The sequence below is a fragment of the Pseudomonas sp. NFACC32-1 genome (assembly GCF_900101215.1).
Taxonomy (GTDB): domain Bacteria; phylum Pseudomonadota; class Gammaproteobacteria; order Pseudomonadales; family Pseudomonadaceae; genus Aquipseudomonas.
Genome location: NZ_FMUL01000009.1, coordinates 68,498 through 93,123 on the forward strand (window position 1 = coordinate 68,498; position 24,626 = coordinate 93,123).

Consider the following 24,626-nt stretch of genomic DNA (forward strand, 5'->3'; position numbering starts at 1 on the left):
GAACATGTACAAAGCGCTTGTGCTGGTAGCCTGCCTGTTTCTGGGCAGTTGCGGCAATGTCGGGGTCGAGCATTACACCGGGGAGCAGCCACGTCTGGACCTGGCGGCTTTCTTTTCTCGACCGGTGCAGGCCTGGGGCATGTTCCAGAAGCGCTCCGGGGAGGTGGTCAAGCGCTTTCATGTGCGTATCGACAGCCGTCGGGAAGGCGAGCAGCTGATCCTCGACGAACATTTCCTCTACAGCGACGGCACGCGTCAGCAACGCACCTGGACGCTGGTGCCGGATGGCCCGGGCCGGTGGAGCGGCACGGCGGGGGATGTGATTGGCCAGGCCCGCGGCGAAGTAGCCGGCAATGCCCTGCGTTGGCGTTACCGATTGGACCTGCCGGTGGACGGAGAACACTGGCAGGTGGATCTGGATGACTGGATGTACCTGATGGATGAGGACACCCTGATCAATCGCTCGAGCATGAGCAAACTGGGCGTGGAGATCGGTCAGATCACCTTGTTCTTCCGCCGCCTGCCGGAGGGCACACCATGAACCTGAACAATCTCGCCGAGCGAGTCACTGCCGGGGAAGTCCAAGAGCTTGAACTGCTGTCGCTGGAAGGAGGTTTCTACATCCTGCGGGCCCTTACTTGCACGGGGCCGATCACCCTGAGCGATGCGCAGGGGCAACCCCTTCGATTGCGCTCCACCACCGAGCTGCGCCAGTTACTGGCGGACATGCCTGCGGTGCCGTGCATGCTGGTGCAGCAAGTGGTGCATGACGAGATGTGCGGCCTGCGTGATGGCCCCGTTGCACCGCTGCGGGTACCGGTGTCGCTGACGACCCAGTGGTAACCGGTGGATGCTGGGGCTCAGCGCCACGCCGCGATGCGCACCAGCAGCATAAAGACCAATGCCCACACCACGGATAACAGCAGCGCTGTTTCCACGGTTCCCAGGGGCAGGCCCACATTCGCCAGCCTGGCGCCGCCCAGATACGCCAATGGCCCCCCAAGGGCACCCAGCAGTGCGCCGCGCCAGATGGGCCGGCCTGCCCAGGCCAGGCTGTGACGCAAGCCGCTGGCCAGCACCAGCCACAGCAACCCCAGCCACAAGGGCAGCGGCCTGGCGTCGAAGCTGAACACACCCAGTGCCCCCAGCACGCTGTCGAGCACGCAGCCGGCCAGTGCGACGCGCAACAGTGCCTTGGCCTCGGCAGCCAAGTCCGGGCAAAGCCACAGGTGCACTGCCAGGCCAAGGGGTACCAATAGCAACAGCCAGGGGCGCTGCGCGCCCAGGACGCAGATCCACCAGCCGGCCTGCAGCCAAAGGGCGTTGCCGATCAGCCAGTATCCGGGCATCAGGCTGGCCCGGACATTGGCGCGCGCCGTGCCTGGGGCGCCGCCCACAACAGTTGTGCCACACCGATGGCACGCTCCTCGAAGCCGCCCTGGCAATAACACAGGTAGAACTCCCACAGGCGCTGGAATGTATCGTCGTAGCCCAGCGTGGTCAGCTCGGCACGGGCATGGCGCAGGTTATCGCGCCAATGTTCCAGGGTGCGGGCGTAGTCCAGGCCGAAGTCCTCCAGGTGCACGAGGTTGAGCGGGGTGTGCCGGCTGGCGGTGTCCAGCATCACGCTCAGCGAGGGCAGTGCGCCGCCAGGGAAAATGTAGCGCTGGATGAAGTCCACCGAGCGCCTTGCCTGGGCGTAGCGCTGGTCGCGGATGGTGATGGCTTGCAGCAGCATGAGTCCATCGGGCTTGAGCAGTGCCGCACACTGGCGGAAATACACCGGCAGATAGCGGTGCCCGACAGCCTCGATCATTTCGATCGAGACGAGTTTGTCGAAGGTTCCTTCAAGGTCACGATAATCTTCACGCAGCACCGTCACCCGCGCCTCCAACCCCAACGCCTGAACACGCTGCAGGGTATGAGCGTACTGCGCCTCGGAAAGCGTCGTGGTGGTGACCCGGCAGCCATGGCGGGTGGCGGCGTGGATCGCCAGGCTGCCCCAACCACACCCGATTTCCAGCAGATGATCGCCGGGGTGTAATTCGAGTTTCTGGCAGATGCGCTCCAGTTTGTTCAACTGGGCCTGTTCCAGGGGCTGCCCGGGGTGTTCGAACTGGGCGGCCGAATACATCATGGTCGGATCCAGCAGCCGTTCGAACAGGGCGTTGCCCAGGTCGTAGTGGGCCAGGATATTGCGTCGTGAACCGCGCTTGCTGTTGCGGTTCAACCGGTGCAGCAAGCGCAGGGCCGGACGGCCGAAGCGTGCCAGGCCACCTTCCAGTGCATCGAGCACGTCCAGGTTGGCGACGAACAGGCGGGTCACCCGTGCCAGGTCCGGGCTGCGCCAGTAGCCATGGATGTAGGCCTCGCCGGCACCGATCGAGCCATTGCCGGCGATCATGCTCCAGGCGGTGTCATCCAGGACCTCCACTTCGGCCTGCAAAGCGCTGTCGGCATCGCCAAAATTCCACTGCTGTCCGTGGCTGAGCAGGCGCAGATGGCCGTGGCGCAGTTTGCCCAGTTGGGCAAGCACAGCGGTTCGCGCGAGGCCGCCGAGCAGAGGCGCCAGGCCCGCGGACTTGCTAACGCTCAGGGTAGGATTCGACATGATCGGGATTCTCGCAAGGTTGGCCGAGCGCCAGGTTGCCCCGGCGGGTCGTGTGGTCATGGATAGGGGTACGTTTGAACAACAGGCGCAGGGCTTGCCAGTAGATGGCCGAGACGGTGCGCAGGCTCATCCAGGGGAAGGCCAGGATGTATCGATGCAGTGCCTTTCGCTCCAGCGGTTGGCGGTGCAAGGCGAGGTCGGCCTCGAAGACCTTGTCGGCGCCTTGCCAGTTCTCCATGTGGATGCGGACGCGCTCCTCGTCCAGGACGAATCGCAGGCGATACTCCATGTCCAACGGCATGAACGGCGACACATGGAAAGCCTTGGCCATGGCGAATGACTTCGCATGAGCGTCTTGCACCGGCAGTACATAGTGAAAACGTTCATGCCAGGGGGTGTTGCGCACTTCCAGCAGGATCGCCGTCAGATGCCCGTCCCGGTCATGGCAAAAATAGAAACTCACCGGGTTGAACGACAGCCCCCAGCAACGCAGTTGGGTGAGCAAGCGGACCGGGCCCTCGGGCATCTGTCCCGTGGCCTGACCGACCAGCAGGCGGGCAGCCTGGGCCAGCGATTCACCCTGGCGGGTCAGCGCCGGCAGGTAGTCGGTCTCGCGCCAGCTCAGGGGCGCCAGGCGCCGACGCCCCAGCCACCGAGACAGGCCCAGCAGACAGGTTTGCTCGTCCAGGTCCAGGTAAAACATGCCGGTCCGGTAGCGAAAAGCATGGCGTCGCGGCGACAGGCGCCGATGGCTGATCCAGCCCAGGCAAAGGCTGCTGTTCACAATGATTCTCCGAAGTGCTCAGCCACCTTCAGAGCGCTGACCACGCCGTCTTCGTGAAAACCGTTGCCCCAGTAGGCGCCACAGTAATAAGTGAACTGCTGGCCCTGCAGCTCCGCCTGGCGCGCCTGTGCGGCGGAGGCCGCCAGGCTGTACTGCGGATGGGCGTACTGGAAGCGGGCGATGATTTTCGCTGGATCCACGAGCGCCGTCTGGTTGAGGCTCACGCAGAAGGTCTCCGGCGCCTGGAGGCCTTGCAGGATGTTCATGTTGTAGGTCACTGCGGCCGGAGCCTGCTCGGTGCCGCCGAGGCGGTAGTTCCAGCTGGCCCAGGCCCGGCTTCGGCTTGGCAGCAGGCGGGTATCGGTGTGCAGCACGACATCGTTGTCGGCATAGCCGATGGCGCCCAGCACGGCTCGTTCTTGCAGGCTGGGCGCTTCCAGCAGCGCCAGGGCCTGGTCGCTATGGCAGGCGAACACCACGTTGTCGAAGCGTTCGGTGCCGGCGGCGCTGACAAGAGTGACGCCTCCTTCGTCACGGCTGACGCGCAGGACTTTGCAACCGAGGCGGATCCGTTCGGCAAACGGCCGGCACAGCGGGGCTACATAGCTACGCGATCCGCCCTGGATAACCCGCCATTGCGGACGATCATTCACCGACAGCAAGCCGTGGTTGCGACAGAAACGCACGAAGAACTGCAAGGGGAAACCGAGCATGTCAGCCCGAGACATGGACCAGATGGCCGACCCCATCGGCACGATGTAATGGTCGATGAAGCGGTGCCCGTATCCTTGGGCCTGCAGGTACGCACCCAGGGTGGTGTCGGTATCGATACGCTGACTGTCCAGGTCGGCCAGGGCCTGGCGGTTGAAGCGCAGGATATCGCGCAGCATCCTCCAGAACCCCGGGGATACGAGATTGCGCCGTTGGGCGAACAGGGTGTTCAGGTCGTGGCCGTTGTATTCCAGGCCTGTGAGCGGATCATGGACAGAGAAGCTCATCTCGGTCGGCTGTGAGGTCACCTCGAGCTGATCGAGCAAACGGATGAAGTTCGGATAGGTCCAGTCGTTGAATACGATGAAGCCGGTATCTATGGCATAGGGCTGACCACGCCAGACCACATCGACGGTATGGGTGTGGCCGCCGATCCATTCGGCGGCCTCGAACACCGTCACCTCGTGTTTGCGTGACAGCAAGTGGGCACAGGTCAGGCCCGCGATGCCACTGCCAATAATCGCTATGCGCATTGATCGTTATTCCTGTTCATGACGGGCCAGGCGTTGGCCGAGAGCCAGACGCAGGCGCGCGGGCAGCGCCCCGAGCAGGCGCAGCACCAGGGTGAAAATGCCGGGGAAATTGATCTCCAACGGGCGTCTGGGCAGACGCCGGGCGATGTGTGTGGCGGCACGCTGCGCCGACCACAGCTGGGGCATGGGGAAGTCGTTGCGACGCGTCAGCGGCGTGTCGACGAAGCCGGGGCTGACCAGGGTGACGTCGATGCCCTCGCGGGCCAGGTCGATGCGCTGTGACTCCACCAGATAGCGCACCGCGGCCTTGGAGGCCCCATAGGCACCGGCCCGGGGCAAGGCCAGCCAGGTCACGGAGCTGCCCATCACCACCAGGTGGGGGCGTTTGCCGGCGCGAAGCAAGGGGAGGGCCGCCGCCAGACAGTAGCTGACGCCCAGCAGATTGGTGCGCAACACACGCTCGACCACGGCTGGGTCGAACTGGCCCGGCTCCAGGTACTCGCAGGTGCCAGCGTTGAGGACCGCCATGTCCAGCGCCCCCCAGGCCTGCTCGATCCGGGCGGCGATTCCGGCAACCTGCTGCGGGTCGTCCAGATCGCCGATGGCCAGCAATACCTGCCCCGGAAAGCGTTCAGCCAAAGGAGCAAGGCGATCGGCGCAGCGACCACCCAGTGCGACCTGATGACCTTGCTCCAGCAGGCTTTGCGCCAGGGCGGCACCGATACCGCTGCTGGCGCCGGTCAGCCAACAGCGGCTCATGCCAGCCTGCCTTTGAGCCAGCGGATTGCGCCGCCCATGACGGGAATGTGTTCGTAAAGCAGGGCGCCAGCGTCGAAATAATCCTGGTGGAAGTGGACACGGTCATGCCACTGCAAGTGACTGCATCCCTGCAAGGTGATCTGTTGTCCATGGGCCAGGCGTGGATGGCGGAACTGCAGGGTCCAGCGCAGGTAACCCTGCCCGGGCTGCACTTCGTCCGTGCCGCTGATGAGGTAGCGGATATCCTCTGCGTTGGCGTACAACTGGGCGAAATAGGCCCGCAGGTCCTGCAATCCGCGAATACGGTGCAGGGGGTCGCAGAAGACGACATCTTCACTGTACAGCTTTTCCAGCGTGTCGAGGTTATCCCCATCGAGGCTGGCGAAGCGCTCGGCGAATTGCTGCAGATAGGCTGACATGGGTGGCTCCGGGCAATCTTGTACAAGAAAGAATATCTGTACAAGTATTGCTGAAGCCTAAGGCTAAATCTGTACAAGTCAATGTCTTTGTACAGTTATTTTGAGTCAGCGTTTGACTGCGTCCAGTTGGCGGCGCAATTCAGCGACTTCTGCCTCCAGTTCGCGGACCTTCTCTTCGGCCGATATCTGCGCGGTGACGTCACGCTGGATGCCGATGTAATAGGTCAACTGGTCCGCCTCATTGTGCACGGGCGTGATGGACAGTTCGTTCCAGAACAGGCTGCCATCCTTGCGGTAGTTACGCAGCACCTGGCGGCAGGGCCGGCGTTCGCGAATCGCCTGGCGGATGGTCGCGATGCCCGCCTGGTCATGATCCTGGCCCTGGAGAAAACGGCAATCCTGATAGAGGATCTCGTCGGCGCTATAACCGGTGAGGCGCTCGAAGGCAGGGTTGGTGTAGATGAGGATGCTCTCGTGGCCCTCCTGCTCGGCGACGACGATGCCATCGTTGGAGTGCTCGACCATCAATTGCAGGAGTTTGGCGTCGATCATGGGGGTCACCTACAGGATTATGCGGCGCTATGCGAAGCGCCGAGGCGGTTCGCTACATGATGACCTACGCAGGCTCGCCGCAAAAGGTATCTATGGGTTTAGAATGTGCCACCCTTCGGAAAACCACGTATGACTCAAACCCCTTCACCCGATCTGCTGCCCATGCGGGATGTGGTCAGCCTGACCGGCATCAATCCGGTGACGCTGCGTGCCTGGGAGCGGCGCCATGGGCTGATTCGCCCGCAACGCACCGACGGTGGGCATCGGCTGTACACGCCCGACGATGTCCAACGGATACGCGACATCCTGCGCTGGACTTCCGATGGCCTGCCCATCAGCAAGGTCGGCGAAATGCTCCAGGGCGAACGCGATGAGCCCCCTCGGCAACTCAATGCCATCCAGGATTGGCGCGCCGCCGTATTACGCGCCACGAAGGCATTCGATATCCAAGCGCTGGAAGAGACTTATCAGCAACTGTTCACGCTCCTGCCCAGGGCAACGGCATTGCGTGAAGTGTTGATGCCGGCCTGGCACGAGCTGTCCTCAGGCAGCGCGTTTGGCGAGTGCAGTCAATGGCTGCTGCTCGATACCTTCCTGCGCGCTCGCCTCATGCTGCGCTTGCAGATGAACCAGGTCGAAGCCCCGCGCGTACTGCTGGCGGGCACCGAAGGGCATGCCGAGCTGCAACTGCTGTGCGCCGGTGTGCTGTTGAGCGGCAGGCAACAACGCATCGAAGTGCTCGGCTGTGGGCAACCACTGGAGGAGCTCCACTTGCTCTGCGCGGCGATCCAGCCTGCTGCGCTGGTGATTGCGGTACAGGCACCAGTGAGCCCGATCCTGGCCAAGCGGCTGCGTTCGTTGCAGATGGAAATCGCCTGTCCACTGGCCCTGACAGGGGCGGGATCGGCGGGTTCGCAGGCTGCCTTGCAAGGTATTCCGCTGTGTCTGTTGAACGAGCAGGACGCCGATGTGGCAGGGGTGCTCAGTGCCTTGATCAAGGGCACCCTGGACCTTTGATTTGCATGGCCTACCGTGGCTCCGCTACGTATAGCCTGCCAGTATTGCTCCTCCTGGCCCGAAAAAAGACCGTAGGCCTGCACGCCTAGCCAGCGGATATCTGGGTGGCGATCACTACGACGCTGGTTCTTGCCATGGAAAAAATGATGGTAAAGTGATGGCGTTGTCTGAGGGTCAATCGAGCTACGCTGGACGTTTTCAAGAGCCAATTCGAGCAAGGAAGCCAAATGAATCAAAATGCATCCGCCACTGATTTCCAGCTACCTGAGCGCATAGGTATCGCAGCTGACCTGTGTTTTTCAGTTTCAGATCATGTTGGCTACCTGGCGGATTGTCTGCTCGTTCATGACGAAGTCGTGATTCCACTCGACGCTGCGGTATTGAACCGACTGGAGGCAGCTTTTGATACAGGCCCCCTCCATCTGCTGATACAGAAAAAACGTATTCGTTTTTGCCCGTCCTACTCGTTAAGTCATGCAAACGGCGTCGAGCCGCAAACGTATGATCGCGATCGATTTTTCGCCAGTGTCCGCGACAGGGACATGCATAAGCATGGCAGTGATCGCGATGCGCTGTTCAAGGACATAGAAGACACGTTCGTTGACCCGATTGGATTCAACTACTCAACCTGGTTGCCAGCCAGGGATGTCATTGAAGATGCCTTCGCTTATTACGAAGGACGTCCAGGTTATGAGTTTCTCTTTCCCAGCGCGCGGTACTATCTGAGTGGTGCAATAACCGGGGTCGCCAGAATGAATGACCTGATGCTGGCCGGGGTCCCCTCCATGGAAATGGATCTGGAGTTACCTCAGTTATTGGAATTGTGCTACCCCATCAAACGATTGAAAGGCGCCTCCCCAGAAGCTGACCATTTCGCGGCAAAGGGTGTAATCGAGCAACTTCATAAGGTTCAGAATCTTCCAACGTTTGAAAAGCTCGCTTCAAGTTCACTCAGGCGAGAAGAGGAAATCAAAGACATCGTGGACATCATCTTGAGTGATGAAGCCCACGACCTGAAGTCTTGGCTGGCAAGAAATCTGAAAGCCGATCTTGATGTACGTGCAGCCTATGATTCGGCTGAAAAGCGGCTGCCGTCCAAAAAGTCATGGACGAATTGGGTCAGGTTCGGGATGTCCACCGGCGTCGGTACGGTTGCCGGTTTGTTCCTGGCTGGACCACCAGGTGCCATAGCGGGGGCAGCGATAGGAGCAGCAGATCTGGCCGGAGGTGAAAAAGCAGTCGCTCTTTTTGATGGCTATCACCCTAAATTATGGCTGTCACACATACAACGAACCGGGCTACTGAAAAAAATCTGATCCCGATCGCATCGGGTGCGTATGCCTTGAGCAAACGCCTCCAGCGATGACAGGCGAAAGTTCATGTTTGCCTGCAAGCAGCGTTCGCGCACCGTAGCCGGACGCTACCGTCCTACCTCAGACGTCCTCGACCAGCCACAGGTCGTTTCTGGAATATCGAGGCGCCCAGCTAAGGGGCAGTGTGCTGATGACCTGCTGACGCCGATGGATTCTGATGAGTGACCCAATGGAACGCATACCCTTGGCGCAGCAGGTGCCTCGCCCGCAGCTGGGGATTGTCCTGTGCCTGCTGTCGATGATGATATTCGCGTTCCAGGACGCGATCACCAAGGTCATGGTGAGGGACCTTCCGGTCACCCAACTGGTGATGGTCAGGTATTGGGCCTTCCTCGCGTTCGCTATCGTCTACAGCCTTTGCAAGGGTGGTTTGCGCGCCGCGTCCAGAACCCGTCACCCTTATCTGCAGGTCATCCGCGCGCTGATCGGCATTGGCGAGATCGCCTTGTTCGGCATCGGCCTGCGTTATCTGGGACTGGCGCAAACCCACGCACTCTTTGCGGTATTCCCGTTGATGACGTTGGCTTTGGCCGGCATTTTCCTGAAGGAATTCGTCGGAATCCGCCGATGGCTGGCGGCAGCGGTAGGCTTTGCCGGCACCCTGGTCATCCTGCGCCCGGGTAGCGGGGTATTCGAGCTGGCGGCGCTTATTCCCCTGATTGCAGCGCTGTGCTTCGCTGTTTTCAACGTCCTGACGCGAAGAATCAGCCAGGGCGACGCCTTCGCCACCAACATGCTCTATATGGGGTTGGTGGGAGCGGCCGCCATCACGCTGGTGGGATTTCCCGGCTGGGTCGCGCCAAATCCGTTGCAATGGGCATTGCTGGGCGTCCTTTCGATCACCGGCGTCGTGGCCCAGCTGCTACTGTTCCAGGCCCTGCGCTATGCGACGGCTTCTACTTTGCAGCCTTTCAATTACACGCTGCTGGTGTTCGCCACGCTCATTGGGTTGTTGTTCTTTGGCGAGCTTCCCGATATCTGGACGGTGACAGGAGGCTGCATGGTCATTGCGGCCGGCTTGTATGCGGCGCGGGTCGCGAGGTAAAGCCCAGGCGAGGGGAGAGAGCCTAGAGATGATGGCCTTTTGATTTCAGCTGGATCCGGCTAGAATTCGTGCCCCTCTCAGTGAGCGGCATGTAGAAATTCACGCAAGGAAGTTGATATGCAATTTGCAAAAGCCATAGGCCTCGCCTTGGCCCTGAGCCTCAGTGGATGCGCCAGTTTCACCAAAGATGAAGTCGCACCCGTGAACCTGCCTTCAATGGCCAGCTACTCGAACAAGCCAAACGTTTATGTCGACTTCGATTTCTATCAAGGCGAACCTGGCAATGCCAAGGCCACCGAGGTGCCACAGGCGCGTGACATGCTCAAGCCCGAGCTGAAACGAACCTTCGATGAATCGGGGCTCTTCGGGCGGGTGGTCTTCGACGAGTTCCAGAAGCAACCAGGCGACTACAGCCTTCGACTGAAGGTCTATAACCATGCGCCAGGCGGCGGACAGCTGGTATTGGCGTTCATCAGTGGTTTCACACTGGGTGTGATACCTGCGGTAGGAACCGACCAGTACACCATGAGCCTTGAAACCCTGGACGATCAAGGACAGCCCCTGGCCAAGTCCAGCAATCATGATGCGATCAATACCTGGATCGGCATCTGGTTCCTGCCGCTGGCAGGCAACACGCCCAAGGCTGCGGTCACTGATACCTTCAACCGGCAGGTCAATGCGCTGTTGAAGAACTGGGTCGACACCAACCGCATGAAATACTCCGCTGTCGACACCCGCATCCCAAGGGGCTGACGCCGATGAAAAAAGGAGCCGCAATCGCGGCTCTTTTTTTGATTACTTCAATGCTTGAGTGAACTGTGGGTCGCTGTACAGGCTCTTGAGCAGATCGTGCACCATCGGGTTGTAATTGTTCGCGGCTGCCGGAATGGCGATTGCGCCAATGAAACTACTGTCCCATTCACGTTGCACGTCCTTGGTGGACTCGTACAACACCTGATCACCTTTACGCAGCGTGAAGCGTGCCGCCAGTTCCCCGTGCCCAGTGCCCATGCCTGCGGTCAGCTGACTCTTGACCAGCTGAACCTGCAGCTGCCGGTCAGCACGTGGGTCCAACAGACCCGCCTGGCGAAGCTCATCGTTGATCGCGGCCTGGATATGCAATGGAACGCTGCCTGCGGGGGAGGAAATCGGGTTCATGCGCACCATCAGCGACCCTTGGCCGGAATCGGCATTTACCTGTGCTTCGCGAAGAGGTTGCATGGGTTCGTTTTTCTTGAGCTGCTGAACGTTCTGGAAATCGGGTTCATAGCGGGTCATGGTGACGCCACAGCCCTGGAGCAACAGAGCGCAGATTGGTAGAGCCAGATAGAGCTTCTTCACAGCAAATCCTTATGTGCTTTTTTGAAGGGGGGATTATCGGTAGATAGCTATTGGCCATCAAGGAATAAGTTCTGCGGCAGCAGATACGCCTGACGTCGTGGTAGCTGCGATGTGCGATGAACCTTGCTCATTGCCGGAGCCGAAACGGTTCAAATGAGGGCCAACCGACGAGACGGCCGATCTGGAGCAGACCGTGATCCAGACCTCTGAATCCAGTCACCATGTCCTTTCACGGCACCGGAAAAGGAATATTGCCGTTCAGGGCCGCAGTCCTCGAGAACACCTCAGCCATGAAGTCCATGAACACGATTGCCCGCGTGGGGAGCAGTCTGTTGGCGACATAGACGATCTGCACCGGGACGGGCGGAGCGACGTGGTCCGCCAGGATGAATTGCAATCGACCACTGCTCAAGCCTTCCTCAAACAGCCACGCGGGCCCATGTCCCACCCCCAAGCCTGCCGTGACCGCAGCACTCACGGCGTCGGGCGAGTTGACCCGGAACCTGCCGGAAACCGCAATTTCAGCGTCAAGCAAGCGCCAGGTCGCCCCGGACGCCAGCAGGGTGTAGATGACGCAGTCGTGGTCGCGCAGGTCATCCGGTGTCAGCGGGACTCCGCGTTTGCCCAGGTAGTCCTTGCTGGCCACGAAGACGCGGTCGTACCATCCAAGACGCCGGGCGCGCAGGGCGCTGTCTTCCAGGTGTCCGATGCGAATGGCAAGTTCGGTTCCTTCATTGACCAGATCCACGTAGCGATCGTTGAGCTGAAGATCCAGGGTCAGTTGGGGGTAACGCTCCAGAAACGCCGGTACGTGCGGCAGCACGAACGCGTGTGCAAGCGCTGTCGGGCAGGCTACACGCAAGAGTCCCGACGGCTCGATGATGTTTCGCAAGGACGACTCGGATTCATCCACCGCATCGAGGATTCGCCGCACGTCCGCATAGTAGCGTTCACCCTCCGGCGTCAAAGACAGCTTTCGCGTCGAGCGGTGAAGCAGACGCGTCTGCAAATGCTCTTCCAGCGCCGCCACGTAGCGACTGACATTGGGTTGCCCCAGTCCCAGGTCGCGGCCCGCAGCGGAAAAGCTTCCGGTTTCCACGGCGCGTGCGAAGCATGACATCAAGAGAAACCGATCCATACCACTCCCTGGATTCATGTAATTTCTGCATGAATCATATTCAAAAGCTGGATCTTATCTATTTGTTGGCATGAGCGCACATTCTCCATCCCGACCGTGTGGGTCGCTATTCCCAGGAGAAACCAAATGTCGCGCTTGCAAGGTAAACGTACTCTCATCACTGGCGGCACCAGTGGCATCGGCCTGGAAACCGCAAAGCAGTTTCTGGCCGAAGGCGCCCGGGTCATCGTCACGGGCGTCAATCCCGATTCGATCGTCAAAGCTCAGGCTGAACTGGGATCCGAAGTCCTGGTACTACGGGCCGACTCGGCCAGTGTCGCCGCGCAACAGGAACTGGCACAAGCCGTCAAGGACCACTACGGCCAGTTGGATGTTGCTTTCCTCAATGCCGGGATATCTGTCTGGCTGCCCATCGAGCAGTGGACACCAGAGATGTTCGAGCGCTCTTTCGACATCAATGTCAAAGGCCCTTACTTCCTGATGCAGGCGTTGCTGCCGGCCTTTGCGAATCCTGCTTGCATCGTACTCAACACCTCCATCAGCGCACATGTGGGCGCGGCCCGCTCGTCCGTGTATGCCGCCACGAAGGCTGCATTGTTGAACATGTCGAAGACACTTTCGACTGAACTGCTGGGACGCGGTATCCGTGTCAACGCCGTCAGCCCCGGACCGATCGACACCCCCCTGTACGATAAGCTCGGGGTTGCGGATGCGTATCGCGAGCAAGTCAACAAGGAGATCACGGCAAGCATTCCGCTTGGCCGCTTCGGTACGGCCGAGGAGGTTGCCAAAGCGGTGCTGTATCTGGCGTCCGACGAGTCGCGCTGGACCGTGGGTTCTGAAATCGTCGTTGACGGTGGCCGCCTGCTGAATGGGTAAGCGCACCGCCCGGATGTTGGGCGAAAGCGACTTGGCATCGGGCCGATGCAACGAGGCGCTGAAGGTTTGCTTCAGCGCTGAGCGACGCGCCGACCTATTGGCGAACAAAGCGCGCGCCTTGCGCACTACAACGCCAGCTGCAACAGTGCCTGCGCGTGCCCTTTGCTGACCTGCTGCGCTCGCTCAGTGCCTAACCCCATTTTTTCAAACCACAGCAAGCTGTCTACCTGCCATTGTTCGATATCAGGCTGAGAGGTCTGGCCCAGGTCGGAACTGTAGAGCGCCCTGGGGACTTCGCACAGGACCTTGCTGAAGTCTCCCCAGGGCTGGTAGCCGAGCAGATAGGTCAGGGCGGTTTGTTCGGTGTAGACCATGGGCGCTTGAGCCAGCTCCAGCAGAGCGGTGGCGTCCAACCCGGTCAAGGGATTGGCCGGCTGGTTGAGCATAAGCCTGGGCACATCCAACCGCACCGCCGCGTCTACCAAAAGACGTACTTCCCGGGCGTCGGCATGACCGGTGGAAATGACGATCGGATAGTCCCGGGCCATCCGCAGCACATCCAGGGTTTGCGCATTGAGTTTCCCCTCCTGACTGACGGTGAGCGGCCGGATGGGGTATTTATCCAGAATCCAATGACTGCTGTTGCGTTTGAGGCGGGACTGGTGGGAGCGGCCTGTGACGGTGGGAAGGTGCACGATCAGCCGGGCTTCGCTGTCCCCGTGGTGGCACAGCGAACGCTGCACCACCCTGAAATCGATACCGCCGGCGATTTCATTGAGAACCACCGACCCTGAAACCGGAAGCCCTTCCTGCCTGGCCTCCCAGGCTTGGGACGCGCTGCAGCCAAGGTGGTTCTTCAGCACCACCCAGCCGTTCAACGAGCGGTAATGCCGACCGGCCTCCATCACGCCATGGCGCCGCAGGTACGCGTCGGGACCGGCGTGATAATGCACATCGATGAAGTCAGCCTCGAACAAACCCAGCGGGCGGCTCATGCGGCCACCTCCAGGTTGATGCCCAGGTGATCGCGCACGGTGCGCATGACCAATGCCGGCGCGTCGAGCAATGGACGCATGCCGCCATCGGGAATGGATAGCCGGCAGTGGCGGGCCTGATCGTTGACATGCACGTTTATACCCCGCACCAGCTGCGACTGTTCGCCATAAACCGCCAGCAGTGCGCCGGAAAAACCGTGGCTCGCTTGCCGCAGGTCGAGGCGATTAAGCAGCCGGAAACCCAGGTGCAGGCGCCTGGCCTGGCGTGCGGCGCTGGCCTGGTCGATGGCGATTGGCCCGCTGGGACGTATCCGGGTCGCCGGTTGTACAAGCTGGTCGAGTAGCTGGAGCGCTTGTTCGAGATCGCCGAGCAGGGCCAGGTCAGCCATCTTCCCCAGTCGACCGTCGAGGATTCCATCGGCGAAGGCAGGGGAGGACAGCAATAGCACTTTGCTGATGTGCGGGGCGAGGCTGGTGCCGAGTAGCGCCTGGACGACCGCGCCACCCAAGGCCGATCCCACCAGCAGATCGATCTGGCCCAACGCCGACAACTCTTGGCGCCAGCGCTGTGAAAACTCTTCAAGCGATTCGTTTTCGTCGCCCAGCAGCGATAGCGTGTCGAAGACCACTATCCGGTAACCCGCTTTTACCAGTGGTGCGATCATGGGTTGGAAGAACTGCCCTTCATCCCATACGGGCATGACCGGCGACATGACCACTGCCAGTTGATTGCCGTTGCCCCAACGGCGGCTGACTGCATTGGACGTTTGCATAATCCTTCTCCGGATGATCAGGCGATTTTGCCGAGAGCCAGCAGTTGCTGGCTGTTGCGCAAGATGCGCGTGGTTTCGCTTAACAGGTTATGGACGATCTGGCGGGCGGGCTTGATGTCGCCTACCAGGTCCAATACTTCACCTGCCCAGATCGCCCGGTTGTCGAGATCATCAGCGAGCACCGCCCTGGCGTAGTCCTGGCGAATCGAATCCGGCGCCTCTCGCAATGCCTCGTCGCGCCCCAGCCAAGCTTGCGAGAAGCGGTTGGCAATGGCCCGGCCGCTGTAGTGCTCAGGCCATTCGATGCCACGCACCAGATCGAAGATCCGGGTGCGCACGGTGTCCGACGTGCTGGATTCGATCAGGCGCTTCTTGAACGCGGCCGAAGGCAGGGCCTCCTCGGTCGCGAGCAAGCGTGTGCCCAGCATGACCCCATCGGCACCCAGCATCAGCGCCGCTGCCACGCCACGCCCGTCTGCGATGCCGCCGGCCGCAATCAGCGGGATTTTGTCCCCGACCCGATCCTGCACCGCAGGCAACAATGGCATCAGGCCCCGGCGCAAGCTGTGCCCGCCGGCTTCGGCACCTTGGACGATCAAGGCATCAGCCCCGGCGTCCAGGGCCGCAGTGGCCTGGTCAAGCTCATGAATCTGTACGATGGCTTTCGCGCCGGCCCGATGGATGATCGGCACGAATGCGGCAGGATCGCCAAACGACAATGCGACGGCGTCTGGTCCGTATTCCAGTGCCAGGTCCAGCAGCGCCATGTTTCGGGCTACGGTGAACATCACCAGGCCAACGCCCCATGGTTGCTTCAGGTCCCGCATGGGCGCCAGCTCGGTGCGCATCCACCGCTCCTCGCCATAGCTGGCGCCGACCAGGCCCAGCCCTCCGGCCTGGGATACCGCAGTGGCCAGCCTGGCCCCAGAGGCTCCCCCCATGGGCGCGAGGACGATCGGGTGGGAAATATTGAAGGCCTGTGTAAGGCGCGTGTTGAGCTCAGCCATATCGATACTCCTGTTCTCGTGCGGGCAGGCCGTTTCGGCCTGCCCGTTCTGGCTTTGGGATTTATTCAGCGATGAGCGCCGCGGCCAGGGCCTGAGGAATGAAATCGCTCACCTGGTAAAGGTGGAACTCCCATGTCCCGGTGTCCTTGAGCCCTGAATAACGTGACATGAATGACTCGTCCTGAAACAACGAATCAAAGGCATCCTTACTGCTCCATTGGGCCTGGTTGATGACCGTTTTGCCATCGAGGCTCTTGTACAGTCGGCTCCACTGGAAGGCAGGGTAGGTTTGCGCCACGTACTGGACGGTTTCGCGCAGGACGGCGAGGGCGGCATCTTGCTGGCCCGGGTTCACATGGACGACGTTCACCAGGAAGATGGCCTGGTCTTCGCCCGATTGCGGTGCCTGGAATTGTTCGATTTGTGTCATGAGTCATTCTCCTTGGGATTGGGGCGGGTCATTGCGTCAGGCGGGCGGATATCGCCGGGCTGCCGTTTTCCCAAAGCAGTGGATTGATGCAGTCGGCGAACCGGACTGCGTCGACGCGACCGATGATCACGTCGTGGGTGCCGTAGCTGAGGTGACTGTCCAAGGTGCAGACAAGGCTCGATTGCGCATCCGCCAGGCAGGGCAGGCCTTGAATGTCTTCCCATTGACCATGGGCGAAACGTTCGGGCCCTTTGACCTGGCCGGCGAACACCGGCACCAGGTCGCTATGGGTCGCGCTCAACAGGTTGACGCTAAAGCGCCCGGATAGCATGAGCGGGCTGTGGAGGCTGGCTGAGCGGTTGATGCATATCAGTAGAGCAGGGGGGCTGGTGCTGACTGAGATCACAGCGGTCGCGACCATGCCCACCGGGGCATCGCCGTCGCGGCTGGCAATGATCGCCACGCTCGATGTCAACCTGCGCATGGCGTGCTTGAACTGATCCGCCAGTTCGCCAGAAACCACGTCCGTGGTGATCGGCAGGACCGCGACATTGCCCGTAGCACTGCGGGCCTGGGAATATCTGCTCATGCCACGGCCTCCATGATCCTGCCCGGCTTGTGCGGCGCGCGTTGGCCGGCTTGCTCCATCAAGGGCAATACCTCCTTGACGAAGCGCTGAAGCCCGCTCTGGTAGTCCAGCCAGGTCAAGTTGATGCCGTCCACCCCCAGGTCGGACCAGCGCTGCATCTGGTCGACGATCATCTGGGCGGTGCCCACCAACGGCACGCCGGCAAAACCGGCCTTGAAATGGAAGCGAAAACGCTCGGCATCGGCGGCGTCCTTGAACATGCCGCTTTGTACGCCGATCTCGCGGGTTACGTTATCCAGCGCCGCGTCGTCCCCATGCTGGGTCACGTAGTAGTCGAGTTGCTGGTGCGCCTGGTCCAGTGTGTCTTCGTGGACGACGTAGGCGTAGACCCAGATCTGCAGTTCCCGGCCATGTTCCAGGCGTGCCAGGTCGCGATAGGCCTTGATCTGCGCGCGGATGGTGTCATCGTCATCTTCATGCTTGAGGATCAGGAACGCGGCATCGCAATGTTGGGCGCAGAATTGCCGACCCCTTGGGGAGCCACCAGCGTTCATCAGAAACGGCCGGTTGATCGGCTTGGGCTCCGCGTAGCCTTGCTTGACGTTGAAGAACTCGCCCTCGTAGTCAAAGTACCCGTTGGCCTCCCACGCTTTTTTAGCGATCGCTATCCACTCATCGGCATGGTCGTAGCGTTTATCGTGGTCACGCTGGTGACCATTGAACATGCCCATTTCCTGGCCGAACCAACCGCAGATCATGTTCAACCCGAAGCGACCGCCGCTGATGTGATCGATGGTCGCCGCCTGCTTGGCGGCAAACAATGGGTGGACGGTGGACAAGTGTGATGTAGTGAACAGCGCGATCTGCTCGGTGACCGATGCCAGGCCTGCTGCCCAGGTGTAGGTTTCGTAGGAAACGCCCATCGGATTGCTGGCGCCTTCCCAGCCTCGCCAGCGGCCCACGGGTAGCAAAAGCTCAAGGCCTGCGCGATCGGCCAGTGTGGCGATCGCCAGGTTGCTTTGCCAATCGGCTGCCCTGTGGCGCTCTGGAACGGTGGTCAGTGTGCAACCGCCTTCGATGTTGAAACCGAACACGCCGAGTTTGATTTTGTTCTGGCTGTCGCGAACCGGATTAGGCTTGCGAATGGACACGTTTGCAGTGGTCATGTCTTGAATACTCTTTCGAATGGGGAAATAAGTCGAAATCAAGCGTTCGCCTGCTTTTCCTTGGATGACAGCCAAGGCTGGTCGTAGCGGTGCAGGGCGCGGGCCTGTTCCAGGGTGTAGCCATTGCTCACGCTCTGGATAATGTCCTTCTCTGTCTGCTCGACAGCCTGGGCACGCCGGATGACCTCTTGGGCCTTGTCTGCCGGAATTGCCAGGCAACCGCTGCTATCGCACACCACCACGTCGCCCGGATTGATCGTCACCCCGGATATCTGCACGGGTATCTGGGTTGCCTTGAGCTGCACTCGGTTTTTCGCCGATTGCATGAAGCGGGCTCGACTGAATAACGGGTAGTTCAGGCGCTGGACCGTATCGATATCCCGCGCGGCCCCGTCGATCAGCGTTCCTCGAATGCCTCGGCTTATCGCCACATGGGTCAGGATGTCGCCCCAGGTTGTGCAGTCCGTGCGCCCGGGATTGCTGGAAACGATGACCGCGTCGGGCGGCACTTCATCGATGTAATTGGCGGCGGACCTGAAGCCGTTCCGTTCCTGGACTGGCTCGTACAACACGGTGTAGGCGAAGCCGATACAACGGGTCCCTGGCACCTGCTGGTTGAGGCCGGCCAGGCCCCCGGCCAGCCCCAGGCTGTCGAGTGCATCTGACAGGCTGGCGGTGTCGAGCGCCTCGCAGGCCTTGAGCAGCGCATGGTTGTTTTGCAAAGCGGGAGAAATGATGGCGTTCATGCATGGGCTCCTTTTTTCAGGCCGTGCTTGTCCTGGTCTCCGGACTGCCGGGATGTCAGCCCGTCAAGCCGCGCCACCCATTCGAGAGCTTGCTTGACGATGGCGGCCGCCACTTCGAAGGTATTGGCCGTTCCGCCCAGGTCGTAGGTGCGGCAATCACTGCGTGCGACCTGGGAGACGGCGTTGCGAATCGCCTGGGCGGAGTGCCGATGTCCGAGGTGCTCGAGCATCAGCGCGACTGACAGGAACATTGCGCTCGGGTTGGCCCGACGTTGGCCGGCGTAGGCGGGCGCGCTGCCATGGACCGGTTCGAAGTAGGCACCCTGGGCCCCGATGTTTGCGCTGGGCGCCAGGCCCAGGCCACCCATGACCCCGGCCCCGAGGTCGGAAAGAATGTCGCCAAACATGTTTTCCGCCACGATCACCCCGAAGCGCTCGGGCCGTCGGACCATCCACAACGCAACGGCGTCGACGTTATCGATGTTGCACTGGATGTCGGGAAAGTCCGCGGCAACCGACTCCAGGATCTCTCGGGCAAACGCGCCGCTGTACCGCAGGACGTTGGGTTTGTCCGCCAGCGTGACGCGCTCGTGGCCCTGCTGGCGTGCGTACTCGAAGGCAAAGCGGAACAGGCGCAGTAGTCCTGCGCGGGTTTGCAGGCGCACCGTCATCGTGGCATCGGTGCAACTCTCTCGCGACCATGGCGCGCCATTGCGTTCGCGCTCAGCCAGTATCGGTTCGAACGCCTGCGGAATGCTGGCAAAATCCAGCCCAGCATACAGGCCCTCGGTATTCTCTCGAATCACCGAAAAACGATAGCGGTTGTTGCCCAGTACATCGGTGACAGGCCGTACATTGGCAAACAGTCCAAGTTTTTGGCGAAGCTGGATAACCGGAGAAACATAGACTCGCCCGGTTCCCCTGAGTATCGATGAAAGTTCCGCTTCCGCTTCACGAAGAGGCTTGCTGGTAATCGCTCCTAATAACGTGGCGTCACTTTCATTGATCAAGTCCCAGGTTTTATCTGGAATGCAATTTCCTTCTTTCTGCCAACAGCTCCAACCGATATCCCCAAACTTTAGATCGATGGGCAATCCAAGGGCTTCGAATAACGGCAGTACCGCGTCGGTAACTTCGACGCCAATGCCGTCACCTGGCAATACACATACTTGTTGTCGCCGGCTCATTAGCGGATACCTCCGCTTGCCAGGGAGGGCGATAGAGTCGTCGGCAATGGCTTTATAGACTTTTCCGGCTTGCGGCTACCCTGTTCGTGCAATATCTGCAAAGCGTGGAAAGTTGAAGCGGGGCTGTACGCCTTTATCACATCATCCAGGCGTTGCTGAACATCGAAGGGCATGTTGTAGGTGCCCATCATGACATCTGTCAGCGACAATGGCAGGCTGCTGGCGGGCACGGTGTCGGCGGTGAGCTGGGATAAATGCAGGGCACTCACCAGGTCATAGTCATTGCGAATGCCGGCACGGTGCAGGTAGGCGACAAAAACACCCAGGTGCAGATTGCCCGCCCCCTTGCCCATGCCACAGATTGAAGCATCGATGTATTCGGCGCCGGCATCCATGGCGGCAATGGAATTGGAAAGCGCCAGGGAAAGGTTGTTGTGGGCATGGAAGCCCAAGGGGATCAGGACCCGGCTGGATATCCGAGTGATCAGCCGGTCTACATCGGCAGGTATCATGTTGCCGTTGGAGTCCGCGAACACCAGCAAGTCTGCCCCGGCGTTCTCCGCGCGCAGGCTCATATCGGAAATTTCCCCAGGACCCAGGGTTGTGACATGGGTGATATTGGCGCTTACCTGGAAGCCATGAGCCTTGGCCAGTCGCACGGTGGCCAACCCGTCGTCCAGACGGTCGCGGCGCAGGCAAACCCTGATCATCGACACGCCATATTCCTGAAGCAGCTGGAAGTCGCTGGCATCGACATTGTGCGGATGCACCATGACGCACAAGTCGATCCGCCCCGCGGCGGCGTCATGGACCGCACTCAGGTACTGGGCGTCGACAGCGCTGGTGAGCCCATGCTCGTGCTTGCGTACGAACGAACCGTTGCGGTAACCGATTTCGCAGTACGGAATGCCGGCTTCGACCATTTGAGAAATTGCAGACTGGGCGTAATCAACGGTGAAGTTGAAATCATTGCGGTATCCACCGTCTCGCAGCGTGACATCGATAATCTTTATCTGGCTCATGAATACAGTCCCTTTTTCATGTTTCGAAGGCACGCAAGTGTGCCGCTTTAACTTCGAATAAGCAGAGGTAACCAGGAGTAACAATGTCTTGCGCAGCCGTATACGCATAACGATCAGCCGACAGTGGCGGCGTTATTGGCGTAAAAGGCAGGGGGATTATTATTATAGGAATGTAACGGTTTTCTACGAGGTCATGATTTCAGCGAAAACTCGTTCGCCTGACCTGATTCGATACTGGACAACATTCCGCAGATTGTAAACAGGTTGTTTTTAACAGCTGCTGTTAAAAAATTCCCAGTCGGGTCGAACCTTTTATTAACGATGTTGCTGTGCAAAGCAATGAATGATGAAGTCCATCATGGCCCTTATTCCGGGAGCCGTTCGCATGTCGCGATGGACCACCAGCCATAGCTCAGCATGTAACGGCCGCTCTTCGATCGAGACCCTGTGCAGGCCGCTTTGAGGATTGGCCATGAATACGGGGAGCAAGGCGATACCGGCGCCGGCCCTGGCCGCTTCGGCCTGTACATCGAAGGATTTGACCCTTAGCACCACTGGCCTTTGGCCCGCGGCATTCTCCAGCCAGATGCGCTGAGGGGAGGGTTCTTGTTCATCGTCATGGGCGATGAATTCATAGGCTGAGGGGGCACGGCCCTGGAGATAGGATTGCGCGGCGAAAAAACCGAAATCCAGGGTGCCGATCTTCCGCACGACCAGGTCCGTCTCGGTCGGTCGTCCGACGCTGATCGCGATATCCGCTTCGCGCCTTGCCATGGAGGCCATGCGGGGGTTGGACAGGATCCGCACGTTGACGCCAGGACATTGCTCCCTTAGCTGACCGAGACGGGGCGCAATGAAATGCGTCGTCAGGTGGGGAGGTGAGCTGAGGGTAATGTCTGCGACTTTATCGGTGCGGATCGCGCAGACCGCGCGGCTCAGCGCGCAGGCAGTTTCCTGCATGCGGTTACCCAACTGGGCGATCCGCTCGCCGTTTTCGGTCAATTCGTATCGGTGGCTGCGCCGGTCCACCAGGCGTATTTTCAGTGCCGTTTCAAGGGCCGCTATCCGCCGTGAAACAGTCGCGTGTTCGACGTTTAACGACCGCGCTGCGGCAGCCAGGGAGCGTATTCTCGCGAAGGCGATGAAATACCGAAGGTTCTCCCAATCGAACTGGGTGCTGTCCACAGGGAAATCGACGGCCTGCGAGGCGGTGAGTGAAGTGCTGCTAACATCCATATCGTAACTCCGTCCGAGTGGTTCTGACCGATAAAAACTCCGCTGAGTTCGAGAAAGACCGTGGCAGGCCACGGTCTCCGAGGAATGACTTTAGTGCAAAACCGCCTGGGTTTCCGACGCAAGGCCTGGTTGTCGGGCTCCATACACAAGCACCTTGGTCGCGATTGTCGCAGCTGCCAGTGCACAGAAAACCAGCCCGCTGACGATGGTTCCTTCCATTCCCAAGCGTGCGAGGAACCAGCCGCCGGCGGTTGCACCGAGCGTCACGCCCAAATTGATGAATGAGATGTAGAGCCCCGTCACAAACTCGGGAGCCTCCGGGGCTTCGGAGGTCAACCATACCTGCGTTACGATCAGGCCACTGGTGTGTGTGGCACCCCACAGCACGACGATCAACACCATCGGCAAAATGGCTGCACTGGCGAAGAAATGGAGGATCAGGTAGGACGCACCCAGCATGATCGGATGCATCAGCGTGGTACTCACTTTGTTCCTGGACAGCAAGCGGCCCGCCAGCAAATTACCGGCTACACCTCCCACACCAAAGAGGATCAACATGGCGCTGATCACCTCACCGCTCATGCCGGCTTCACGAGACAGGTATTCGGCGCTGTAGGAGTACACCGAAAACATCGCACCGAAGATCAGGGTGGAGGCCAGGATATTGAGCCACAGCGTCGGTTTGCGCAGGATAGCCAGCTGTTCCCCATAAGGGGTTCGCTGTCCGGCAAAGGTATCGGGTAGCCGGGCGATGATGCCGAGGCCGGCGATCACATTAACTGCGGTGCAGAACAGAAAGGCCGCCTCGTAGGAGAAGCGTGCGGCGATCCAGGTGGTGATAGGCACGCCCAGGACCATGCCCATGCTGGTGCCGACAAACGCTTTGGCCGTCGCTTGCGTAGCCTGTTCCTTGGGATAAAGAGACACCGCTGCGACAAAAGCCAGAGAGAAATACACCGGATGGAAGAACGCCGGAATGATCCGCAGGACCGCAAGCGATCCGTAATCGGGCGCATAGGCCGACAAGGCGCTGGAACCGGCAAAAATGAACAACGACAGGGTCAGGATCCGCTTGCGGTTGTAACGTGAAAACAACAGCACCATGAAGGGGCCGAATACCGCAATGATCAGGGCGAACAGGCCCACCAGATAGCCCGCCTGAGAGGCGCTGACGCTGTAGCGTTCGATGATCACCGGCAAGATACCGACTACGCCGAACTCGATGGTGTAGACCCCGAACAAACCCAGCGCGATGAAGAACAACGGGTTGAACATTTTCATGGCCGGTCCTCCAGGGTCACGATGACTTTGCCGAACTGCTCACCGGCCTCCAGGTATTCATGGGCCTCGACGATCTCGTCGAAGGTAAAGGTTCTGGCGATTACAGGGGACAGGCTGCCCTCGATCAGGCCGCTGGAGACGAACGCCTTGCCTTGGGCAAACAGGACCGGGTCGTTGACGATTTCGTGCAGCAGGTAGCCTCGCAGCGTGAGGCTTTTCCCTAGCACGGTGAACAGCGGAAAGGGCGAGGGCTCGCTGCTCAAGGCTCCGTACTCGATGATAATGCCGCCGCGACGGGTGGCATCCGCCAACGGCTCGATAGCCGGACCGCCCACTGGATCGAAGACAACCCTGGCGCCATCGCCGGCCGTGATCTCCCCGACACGTACCGCCAGATTTTCCTTGTCGCTGACAATCACATGAGCGGCACCGGCCGCCAGCAGCTTGCGGACCTTTTCCTCGCCACGGGTCACCGCGATAGGTATCGCCTTTACACGGTTGGCAATCTGAATGGCAGCCAGGCCTACACTGCTCGAAGCGGCGGTTATCAGCACGAAGTCACCTGCAACCAGTCCGGCGACGGGCAATAACGCGCCCCAGGCCGTGAGATATTGCATCCAGACGCCAGCGGCCTGTTCGAGGCTGAGGCTGTCCGGATGTTTGACCAGCATCGCCGCCGGCACCACCGCCTGCTCGGCATAGGTTCCCCATCGAGCGATGCTCGAAGGGGGAACGAGGCTGACCGGATCGCCTATCTCAAAATCGTGTACGGCATCGCCTAAGGCTTCGACAAAACCGGCTGCTTCGTACCCCAGCCGGCTGGGAAACTCAGCCTGCTCAAGGTACTGGCCGCGCCTGAACATGGATTCGGCGCGGTTGAGACCGATGGCTTTTACCCGGATGCGGACCTCATCAGGGCCTGGCTGGGCGACCGGTAAATCCTCGATTCGCAGGACCTCTGGATCACCATACTCATGGAACCGAACGACACGTGTCATGGCATTTCTCGCAAGGGTTGGGGACGTTTGCAGT

At 60.3% G+C, this 24,626-nt stretch carries 28 protein-coding genes; 7 read left to right on the forward strand and 21 right to left on the reverse strand.

What is annotated here, in order from left to right:
- Positions 1 to 4: 4 nt before the first annotated feature.
- Together BLP99_RS15480 and BLP99_RS15485 are read left to right on the forward strand one after the other, a co-directional pair.
- Positions 5 to 541 (forward strand): DUF3833 domain-containing protein, encoded by a 537-nt coding sequence (locus BLP99_RS15480; protein WP_092180761.1) that lies wholly within the window; start codon positions 5 to 7, stop codon positions 539 to 541.
- Entirely contained in the window at positions 538 to 843 is a 306-nt protein-coding gene (locus BLP99_RS15485; protein WP_092180764.1) for a DUF6482 family protein, read from the forward strand. Before BLP99_RS15480 ends, BLP99_RS15485 begins: the two co-directional genes overlap by 4 nt.
- A 17-nt stretch (positions 844 to 860) precedes the next feature.
- Here BLP99_RS15485 and BLP99_RS15490 read toward each other — a convergent pair whose 3' ends face one another.
- The 7 genes from BLP99_RS15490 to BLP99_RS15520 form a co-directional block, all read right to left on the reverse strand.
- Positions 861 to 1,349 (reverse strand): DUF2878 domain-containing protein, encoded by a 489-nt coding sequence (locus BLP99_RS15490; RefSeq protein ID WP_072398408.1) that lies wholly within the window; start codon positions 1,347 to 1,349, stop codon positions 861 to 863.
- Complete coding sequence (locus BLP99_RS15495) at positions 1,349 to 2,611, reverse strand: SAM-dependent methyltransferase (protein WP_072431220.1); 1,263 nt, start codon at positions 2,609 to 2,611, stop codon at positions 1,349 to 1,351. Before BLP99_RS15495 ends, BLP99_RS15490 begins: the two co-directional genes overlap by 1 nt.
- Positions 2,586 to 3,395 carry a DUF1365 domain-containing protein gene (locus BLP99_RS15500; protein ID WP_072398358.1) on the reverse strand — a complete coding sequence of 270 codons (810 nt, stop codon included), beginning with the start codon at positions 3,393 to 3,395 and terminating at the stop codon, positions 2,586 to 2,588. The genes BLP99_RS15495 and BLP99_RS15500 overlap by 26 nt, the downstream gene beginning before the upstream one ends.
- Positions 3,392 to 4,639 (reverse strand): NAD(P)/FAD-dependent oxidoreductase, encoded by a 1,248-nt coding sequence (locus BLP99_RS15505; protein WP_072398357.1) that lies wholly within the window; start codon positions 4,637 to 4,639, stop codon positions 3,392 to 3,394. Before BLP99_RS15505 ends, BLP99_RS15500 begins: the two co-directional genes overlap by 4 nt.
- Before the next feature lie 6 nt (positions 4,640 to 4,645).
- A complete protein-coding gene (locus BLP99_RS15510) occupies positions 4,646 to 5,398 on the reverse strand; it encodes an SDR family NAD(P)-dependent oxidoreductase (RefSeq protein ID WP_092180767.1) in 753 nt (250 codons plus the stop codon).
- Positions 5,395 to 5,817, reverse strand: a complete 423-nt coding sequence (locus BLP99_RS15515; RefSeq protein ID WP_092180770.1) for a nuclear transport factor 2 family protein — start codon at positions 5,815 to 5,817, stop codon at positions 5,395 to 5,397. The genes BLP99_RS15510 and BLP99_RS15515 overlap by 4 nt, the downstream gene beginning before the upstream one ends.
- Before the next feature lie 105 nt (positions 5,818 to 5,922).
- The gene (locus tag BLP99_RS15520) at positions 5,923 to 6,369 is read right to left on the reverse strand and encodes a PAS domain S-box protein (protein ID WP_092180773.1); all 447 of its coding nucleotides are present in this window, start codon (positions 6,367 to 6,369) and stop codon (positions 5,923 to 5,925) included.
- Between the two features lie 129 nt (positions 6,370 to 6,498).
- On the opposite strand from BLP99_RS15520, the gene BLP99_RS15525 reads away from it, so the two are divergent.
- The 4 genes from BLP99_RS15525 (at position 6,499) to BLP99_RS15540 (ending at position 10,557) form a co-directional block, all read left to right on the forward strand.
- Positions 6,499 to 7,386, forward strand: a complete 888-nt coding sequence (locus BLP99_RS15525) for a MerR family transcriptional regulator (RefSeq protein WP_256327861.1) — start codon at positions 6,499 to 6,501, stop codon at positions 7,384 to 7,386.
- 227 nt (positions 7,387 to 7,613) lie between these two features.
- A complete protein-coding gene (locus tag BLP99_RS15530) occupies positions 7,614 to 8,702 on the forward strand; it encodes a hypothetical protein (RefSeq protein ID WP_092180776.1) in 1,089 nt (362 codons plus the stop codon).
- Positions 8,703 to 8,916: 214 nt separating this feature from the next.
- The gene (locus BLP99_RS15535) at positions 8,917 to 9,804 is read left to right on the forward strand and encodes a DMT family transporter (protein ID WP_072398351.1); all 888 of its coding nucleotides are present in this window, start codon (positions 8,917 to 8,919) and stop codon (positions 9,802 to 9,804) included.
- 117 nt (positions 9,805 to 9,921) lie between these two features.
- Positions 9,922 to 10,557 carry a hypothetical protein gene (locus BLP99_RS15540; RefSeq protein ID WP_072398350.1) on the forward strand — a complete coding sequence of 212 codons (636 nt, stop codon included), beginning with the start codon at positions 9,922 to 9,924 and terminating at the stop codon, positions 10,555 to 10,557.
- A gap of 42 nt (positions 10,558 to 10,599) precedes the next feature.
- Here the strand turns inward: BLP99_RS15540 and BLP99_RS15545 are convergent, their stop codons facing one another.
- Both BLP99_RS15545 and BLP99_RS15550 read right to left on the reverse strand, forming a co-directional pair.
- Positions 10,600 to 11,145: a hypothetical protein gene (locus BLP99_RS15545; protein ID WP_072398349.1), complete on the reverse strand. Its 546-nt coding sequence runs from the start codon at positions 11,143 to 11,145 to the stop codon at positions 10,600 to 10,602.
- Positions 11,146 to 11,374: 229 nt separating this feature from the next.
- Positions 11,375 to 12,283, reverse strand: coding sequence for a LysR family transcriptional regulator (locus tag BLP99_RS15550; RefSeq protein ID WP_092180779.1), 909 nt, complete (start codon positions 12,281 to 12,283; stop codon positions 11,375 to 11,377).
- Between the two features lie 126 nt (positions 12,284 to 12,409).
- Here BLP99_RS15550 and BLP99_RS15555 point away from each other — a divergent pair, with 126 nt between their 5' ends.
- Positions 12,410 to 13,162 (forward strand): SDR family oxidoreductase, encoded by a 753-nt coding sequence (locus BLP99_RS15555; RefSeq protein WP_072431229.1) that lies wholly within the window; start codon positions 12,410 to 12,412, stop codon positions 13,160 to 13,162.
- A 125-nt stretch (positions 13,163 to 13,287) separates the two neighbouring features.
- Here the strand turns inward: BLP99_RS15555 and BLP99_RS15560 are convergent, their stop codons facing one another.
- From BLP99_RS15560 to BLP99_RS15615, 12 genes are all read right to left on the reverse strand, one after another.
- On the reverse strand, positions 13,288 to 14,157 hold the full coding sequence (locus tag BLP99_RS15560) for a DUF6282 family protein (protein ID WP_072398346.1): 870 nt from the start codon (positions 14,155 to 14,157) through the stop codon (positions 13,288 to 13,290).
- Positions 14,154 to 14,930, reverse strand: a complete 777-nt coding sequence (locus tag BLP99_RS15565) for an alpha/beta hydrolase (RefSeq protein WP_072431230.1) — start codon at positions 14,928 to 14,930, stop codon at positions 14,154 to 14,156. The genes BLP99_RS15560 and BLP99_RS15565 overlap by 4 nt, the downstream gene beginning before the upstream one ends.
- 17 nt (positions 14,931 to 14,947) lie before the next feature.
- Positions 14,948 to 15,937 carry an NAD(P)H-dependent flavin oxidoreductase gene (locus BLP99_RS15570; RefSeq protein ID WP_092180782.1) on the reverse strand — a complete coding sequence of 330 codons (990 nt, stop codon included), beginning with the start codon at positions 15,935 to 15,937 and terminating at the stop codon, positions 14,948 to 14,950.
- A gap of 61 nt (positions 15,938 to 15,998) precedes the next feature.
- Positions 15,999 to 16,367 carry an antibiotic biosynthesis monooxygenase family protein gene (locus tag BLP99_RS15575; protein WP_072398343.1) on the reverse strand — a complete coding sequence of 123 codons (369 nt, stop codon included), beginning with the start codon at positions 16,365 to 16,367 and terminating at the stop codon, positions 15,999 to 16,001.
- 28 nt (positions 16,368 to 16,395) lie between these two features.
- The gene (locus tag BLP99_RS15580) at positions 16,396 to 16,956 is read right to left on the reverse strand and encodes a flavin reductase family protein (RefSeq protein ID WP_083526354.1); all 561 of its coding nucleotides are present in this window, start codon (positions 16,954 to 16,956) and stop codon (positions 16,396 to 16,398) included.
- Positions 16,953 to 18,122, reverse strand: a complete 1,170-nt coding sequence (locus BLP99_RS15585) for an LLM class flavin-dependent oxidoreductase (RefSeq protein WP_072398342.1) — start codon at positions 18,120 to 18,122, stop codon at positions 16,953 to 16,955. Before BLP99_RS15585 ends, BLP99_RS15580 begins: the two co-directional genes overlap by 4 nt.
- Before the next feature lie 38 nt (positions 18,123 to 18,160).
- Complete coding sequence (locus BLP99_RS15590; RefSeq protein WP_072398341.1) at positions 18,161 to 18,868, reverse strand: RraA family protein; 708 nt, start codon at positions 18,866 to 18,868, stop codon at positions 18,161 to 18,163.
- Positions 18,865 to 20,055, reverse strand: a complete 1,191-nt coding sequence (locus tag BLP99_RS15595) for an isocitrate/isopropylmalate dehydrogenase family protein (protein WP_072398340.1) — start codon at positions 20,053 to 20,055, stop codon at positions 18,865 to 18,867. Before BLP99_RS15595 ends, BLP99_RS15590 begins: the two co-directional genes overlap by 4 nt.
- Positions 20,055 to 21,185, reverse strand: coding sequence for an aldolase catalytic domain-containing protein (locus tag BLP99_RS15600; protein ID WP_231991073.1), 1,131 nt, complete (start codon positions 21,183 to 21,185; stop codon positions 20,055 to 20,057). The genes BLP99_RS15595 and BLP99_RS15600 overlap by 1 nt, the downstream gene beginning before the upstream one ends.
- Before the next feature lie 207 nt (positions 21,186 to 21,392).
- On the reverse strand, positions 21,393 to 22,313 hold the full coding sequence (locus BLP99_RS15605; protein WP_083526353.1) for a LysR family transcriptional regulator: 921 nt from the start codon (positions 22,311 to 22,313) through the stop codon (positions 21,393 to 21,395).
- 90 nt (positions 22,314 to 22,403) lie between these two features.
- Positions 22,404 to 23,594, reverse strand: a complete 1,191-nt coding sequence (locus BLP99_RS15610; protein WP_072398338.1) for an MFS transporter — start codon at positions 23,592 to 23,594, stop codon at positions 22,404 to 22,406.
- Positions 23,591 to 24,592 (reverse strand): zinc-dependent alcohol dehydrogenase family protein, encoded by a 1,002-nt coding sequence (locus tag BLP99_RS15615; protein ID WP_072458923.1) that lies wholly within the window; start codon positions 24,590 to 24,592, stop codon positions 23,591 to 23,593. The genes BLP99_RS15610 and BLP99_RS15615 overlap by 4 nt, the downstream gene beginning before the upstream one ends.
- Positions 24,593 to 24,626: the final 34 nt, after the last annotated feature.

Excerpts from the sequence above, each read along its gene's own strand:
- BLP99_RS15480 (WP_092180761.1), top strand. The coding sequence starts at position 5 with ATGTACAAAGCGCTTGTGCTGGTAGCCTGCCTGTTTCTGGGCAGTTGC.
- BLP99_RS15485 (WP_092180764.1), top strand. The coding sequence starts at position 538 with ATGAACCTGAACAATCTCGCCGAGCGAGTCACTGCCGGGGAAGTCCAA.
- BLP99_RS15490 (WP_072398408.1), bottom strand. The coding sequence starts at position 1,349 with ATGCCCGGATACTGGCTGATCGGCAACGCCCTTTGGCTGCAGGCCGGC.
- BLP99_RS15495 (WP_072431220.1), bottom strand. The coding sequence starts at position 2,611 with ATGTCGAATCCTACCCTGAGCGTTAGCAAGTCCGCGGGCCTGGCGCCT.
- BLP99_RS15505 (WP_072398357.1), bottom strand. The coding sequence starts at position 4,639 with ATGCGCATAGCGATTATTGGCAGTGGCATCGCGGGCCTGACCTGTGCC.
- BLP99_RS15510 (WP_092180767.1), bottom strand. The coding sequence starts at position 5,398 with ATGAGCCGCTGTTGGCTGACCGGCGCCAGCAGCGGTATCGGTGCCGCC.
- BLP99_RS15515 (WP_092180770.1), bottom strand. The coding sequence starts at position 5,817 with ATGTCAGCCTATCTGCAGCAATTCGCCGAGCGCTTCGCCAGCCTCGAT.
- BLP99_RS15520 (WP_092180773.1), bottom strand. The coding sequence starts at position 6,369 with ATGATCGACGCCAAACTCCTGCAATTGATGGTCGAGCACTCCAACGAT.
- BLP99_RS15525 (WP_256327861.1), top strand. The coding sequence starts at position 6,499 with ATGACTCAAACCCCTTCACCCGATCTGCTGCCCATGCGGGATGTGGTC.
- BLP99_RS15530 (WP_092180776.1), top strand. The coding sequence starts at position 7,614 with ATGAATCAAAATGCATCCGCCACTGATTTCCAGCTACCTGAGCGCATA.
- BLP99_RS15535 (WP_072398351.1), top strand. The coding sequence starts at position 8,917 with ATGAGTGACCCAATGGAACGCATACCCTTGGCGCAGCAGGTGCCTCGC.
- BLP99_RS15540 (WP_072398350.1), top strand. The coding sequence starts at position 9,922 with ATGCAATTTGCAAAAGCCATAGGCCTCGCCTTGGCCCTGAGCCTCAGT.
- BLP99_RS15550 (WP_092180779.1), bottom strand. The coding sequence starts at position 12,283 with ATGGATCGGTTTCTCTTGATGTCATGCTTCGCACGCGCCGTGGAAACC.
- BLP99_RS15555 (WP_072431229.1), top strand. The coding sequence starts at position 12,410 with ATGTCGCGCTTGCAAGGTAAACGTACTCTCATCACTGGCGGCACCAGT.
- BLP99_RS15560 (WP_072398346.1), bottom strand. The coding sequence starts at position 14,157 with ATGAGCCGCCCGCTGGGTTTGTTCGAGGCTGACTTCATCGATGTGCAT.
- BLP99_RS15565 (WP_072431230.1), bottom strand. The coding sequence starts at position 14,930 with ATGCAAACGTCCAATGCAGTCAGCCGCCGTTGGGGCAACGGCAATCAA.
- BLP99_RS15570 (WP_092180782.1), bottom strand. The coding sequence starts at position 15,937 with ATGGCTGAGCTCAACACGCGCCTTACACAGGCCTTCAATATTTCCCAC.
- BLP99_RS15575 (WP_072398343.1), bottom strand. The coding sequence starts at position 16,367 with ATGACACAAATCGAACAATTCCAGGCACCGCAATCGGGCGAAGACCAG.
- BLP99_RS15580 (WP_083526354.1), bottom strand. The coding sequence starts at position 16,956 with ATGAGCAGATATTCCCAGGCCCGCAGTGCTACGGGCAATGTCGCGGTC.
- BLP99_RS15585 (WP_072398342.1), bottom strand. The coding sequence starts at position 18,122 with ATGACCACTGCAAACGTGTCCATTCGCAAGCCTAATCCGGTTCGCGAC.
- BLP99_RS15590 (WP_072398341.1), bottom strand. The coding sequence starts at position 18,868 with ATGAACGCCATCATTTCTCCCGCTTTGCAAAACAACCATGCGCTGCTC.
- BLP99_RS15595 (WP_072398340.1), bottom strand. The coding sequence starts at position 20,055 with ATGAGCCGGCGACAACAAGTATGTGTATTGCCAGGTGACGGCATTGGC.
- BLP99_RS15600 (WP_231991073.1), bottom strand. The coding sequence starts at position 21,185 with ATGCGTATACGGCTGCGCAAGACATTGTTACTCCTGGTTACCTCTGCT.
- BLP99_RS15605 (WP_083526353.1), bottom strand. The coding sequence starts at position 22,313 with ATGGATGTTAGCAGCACTTCACTCACCGCCTCGCAGGCCGTCGATTTC.
- BLP99_RS15610 (WP_072398338.1), bottom strand. The coding sequence starts at position 23,594 with ATGAAAATGTTCAACCCGTTGTTCTTCATCGCGCTGGGTTTGTTCGGG.
- BLP99_RS15615 (WP_072458923.1), bottom strand. The coding sequence starts at position 24,592 with ATGACACGTGTCGTTCGGTTCCATGAGTATGGTGATCCAGAGGTCCTG.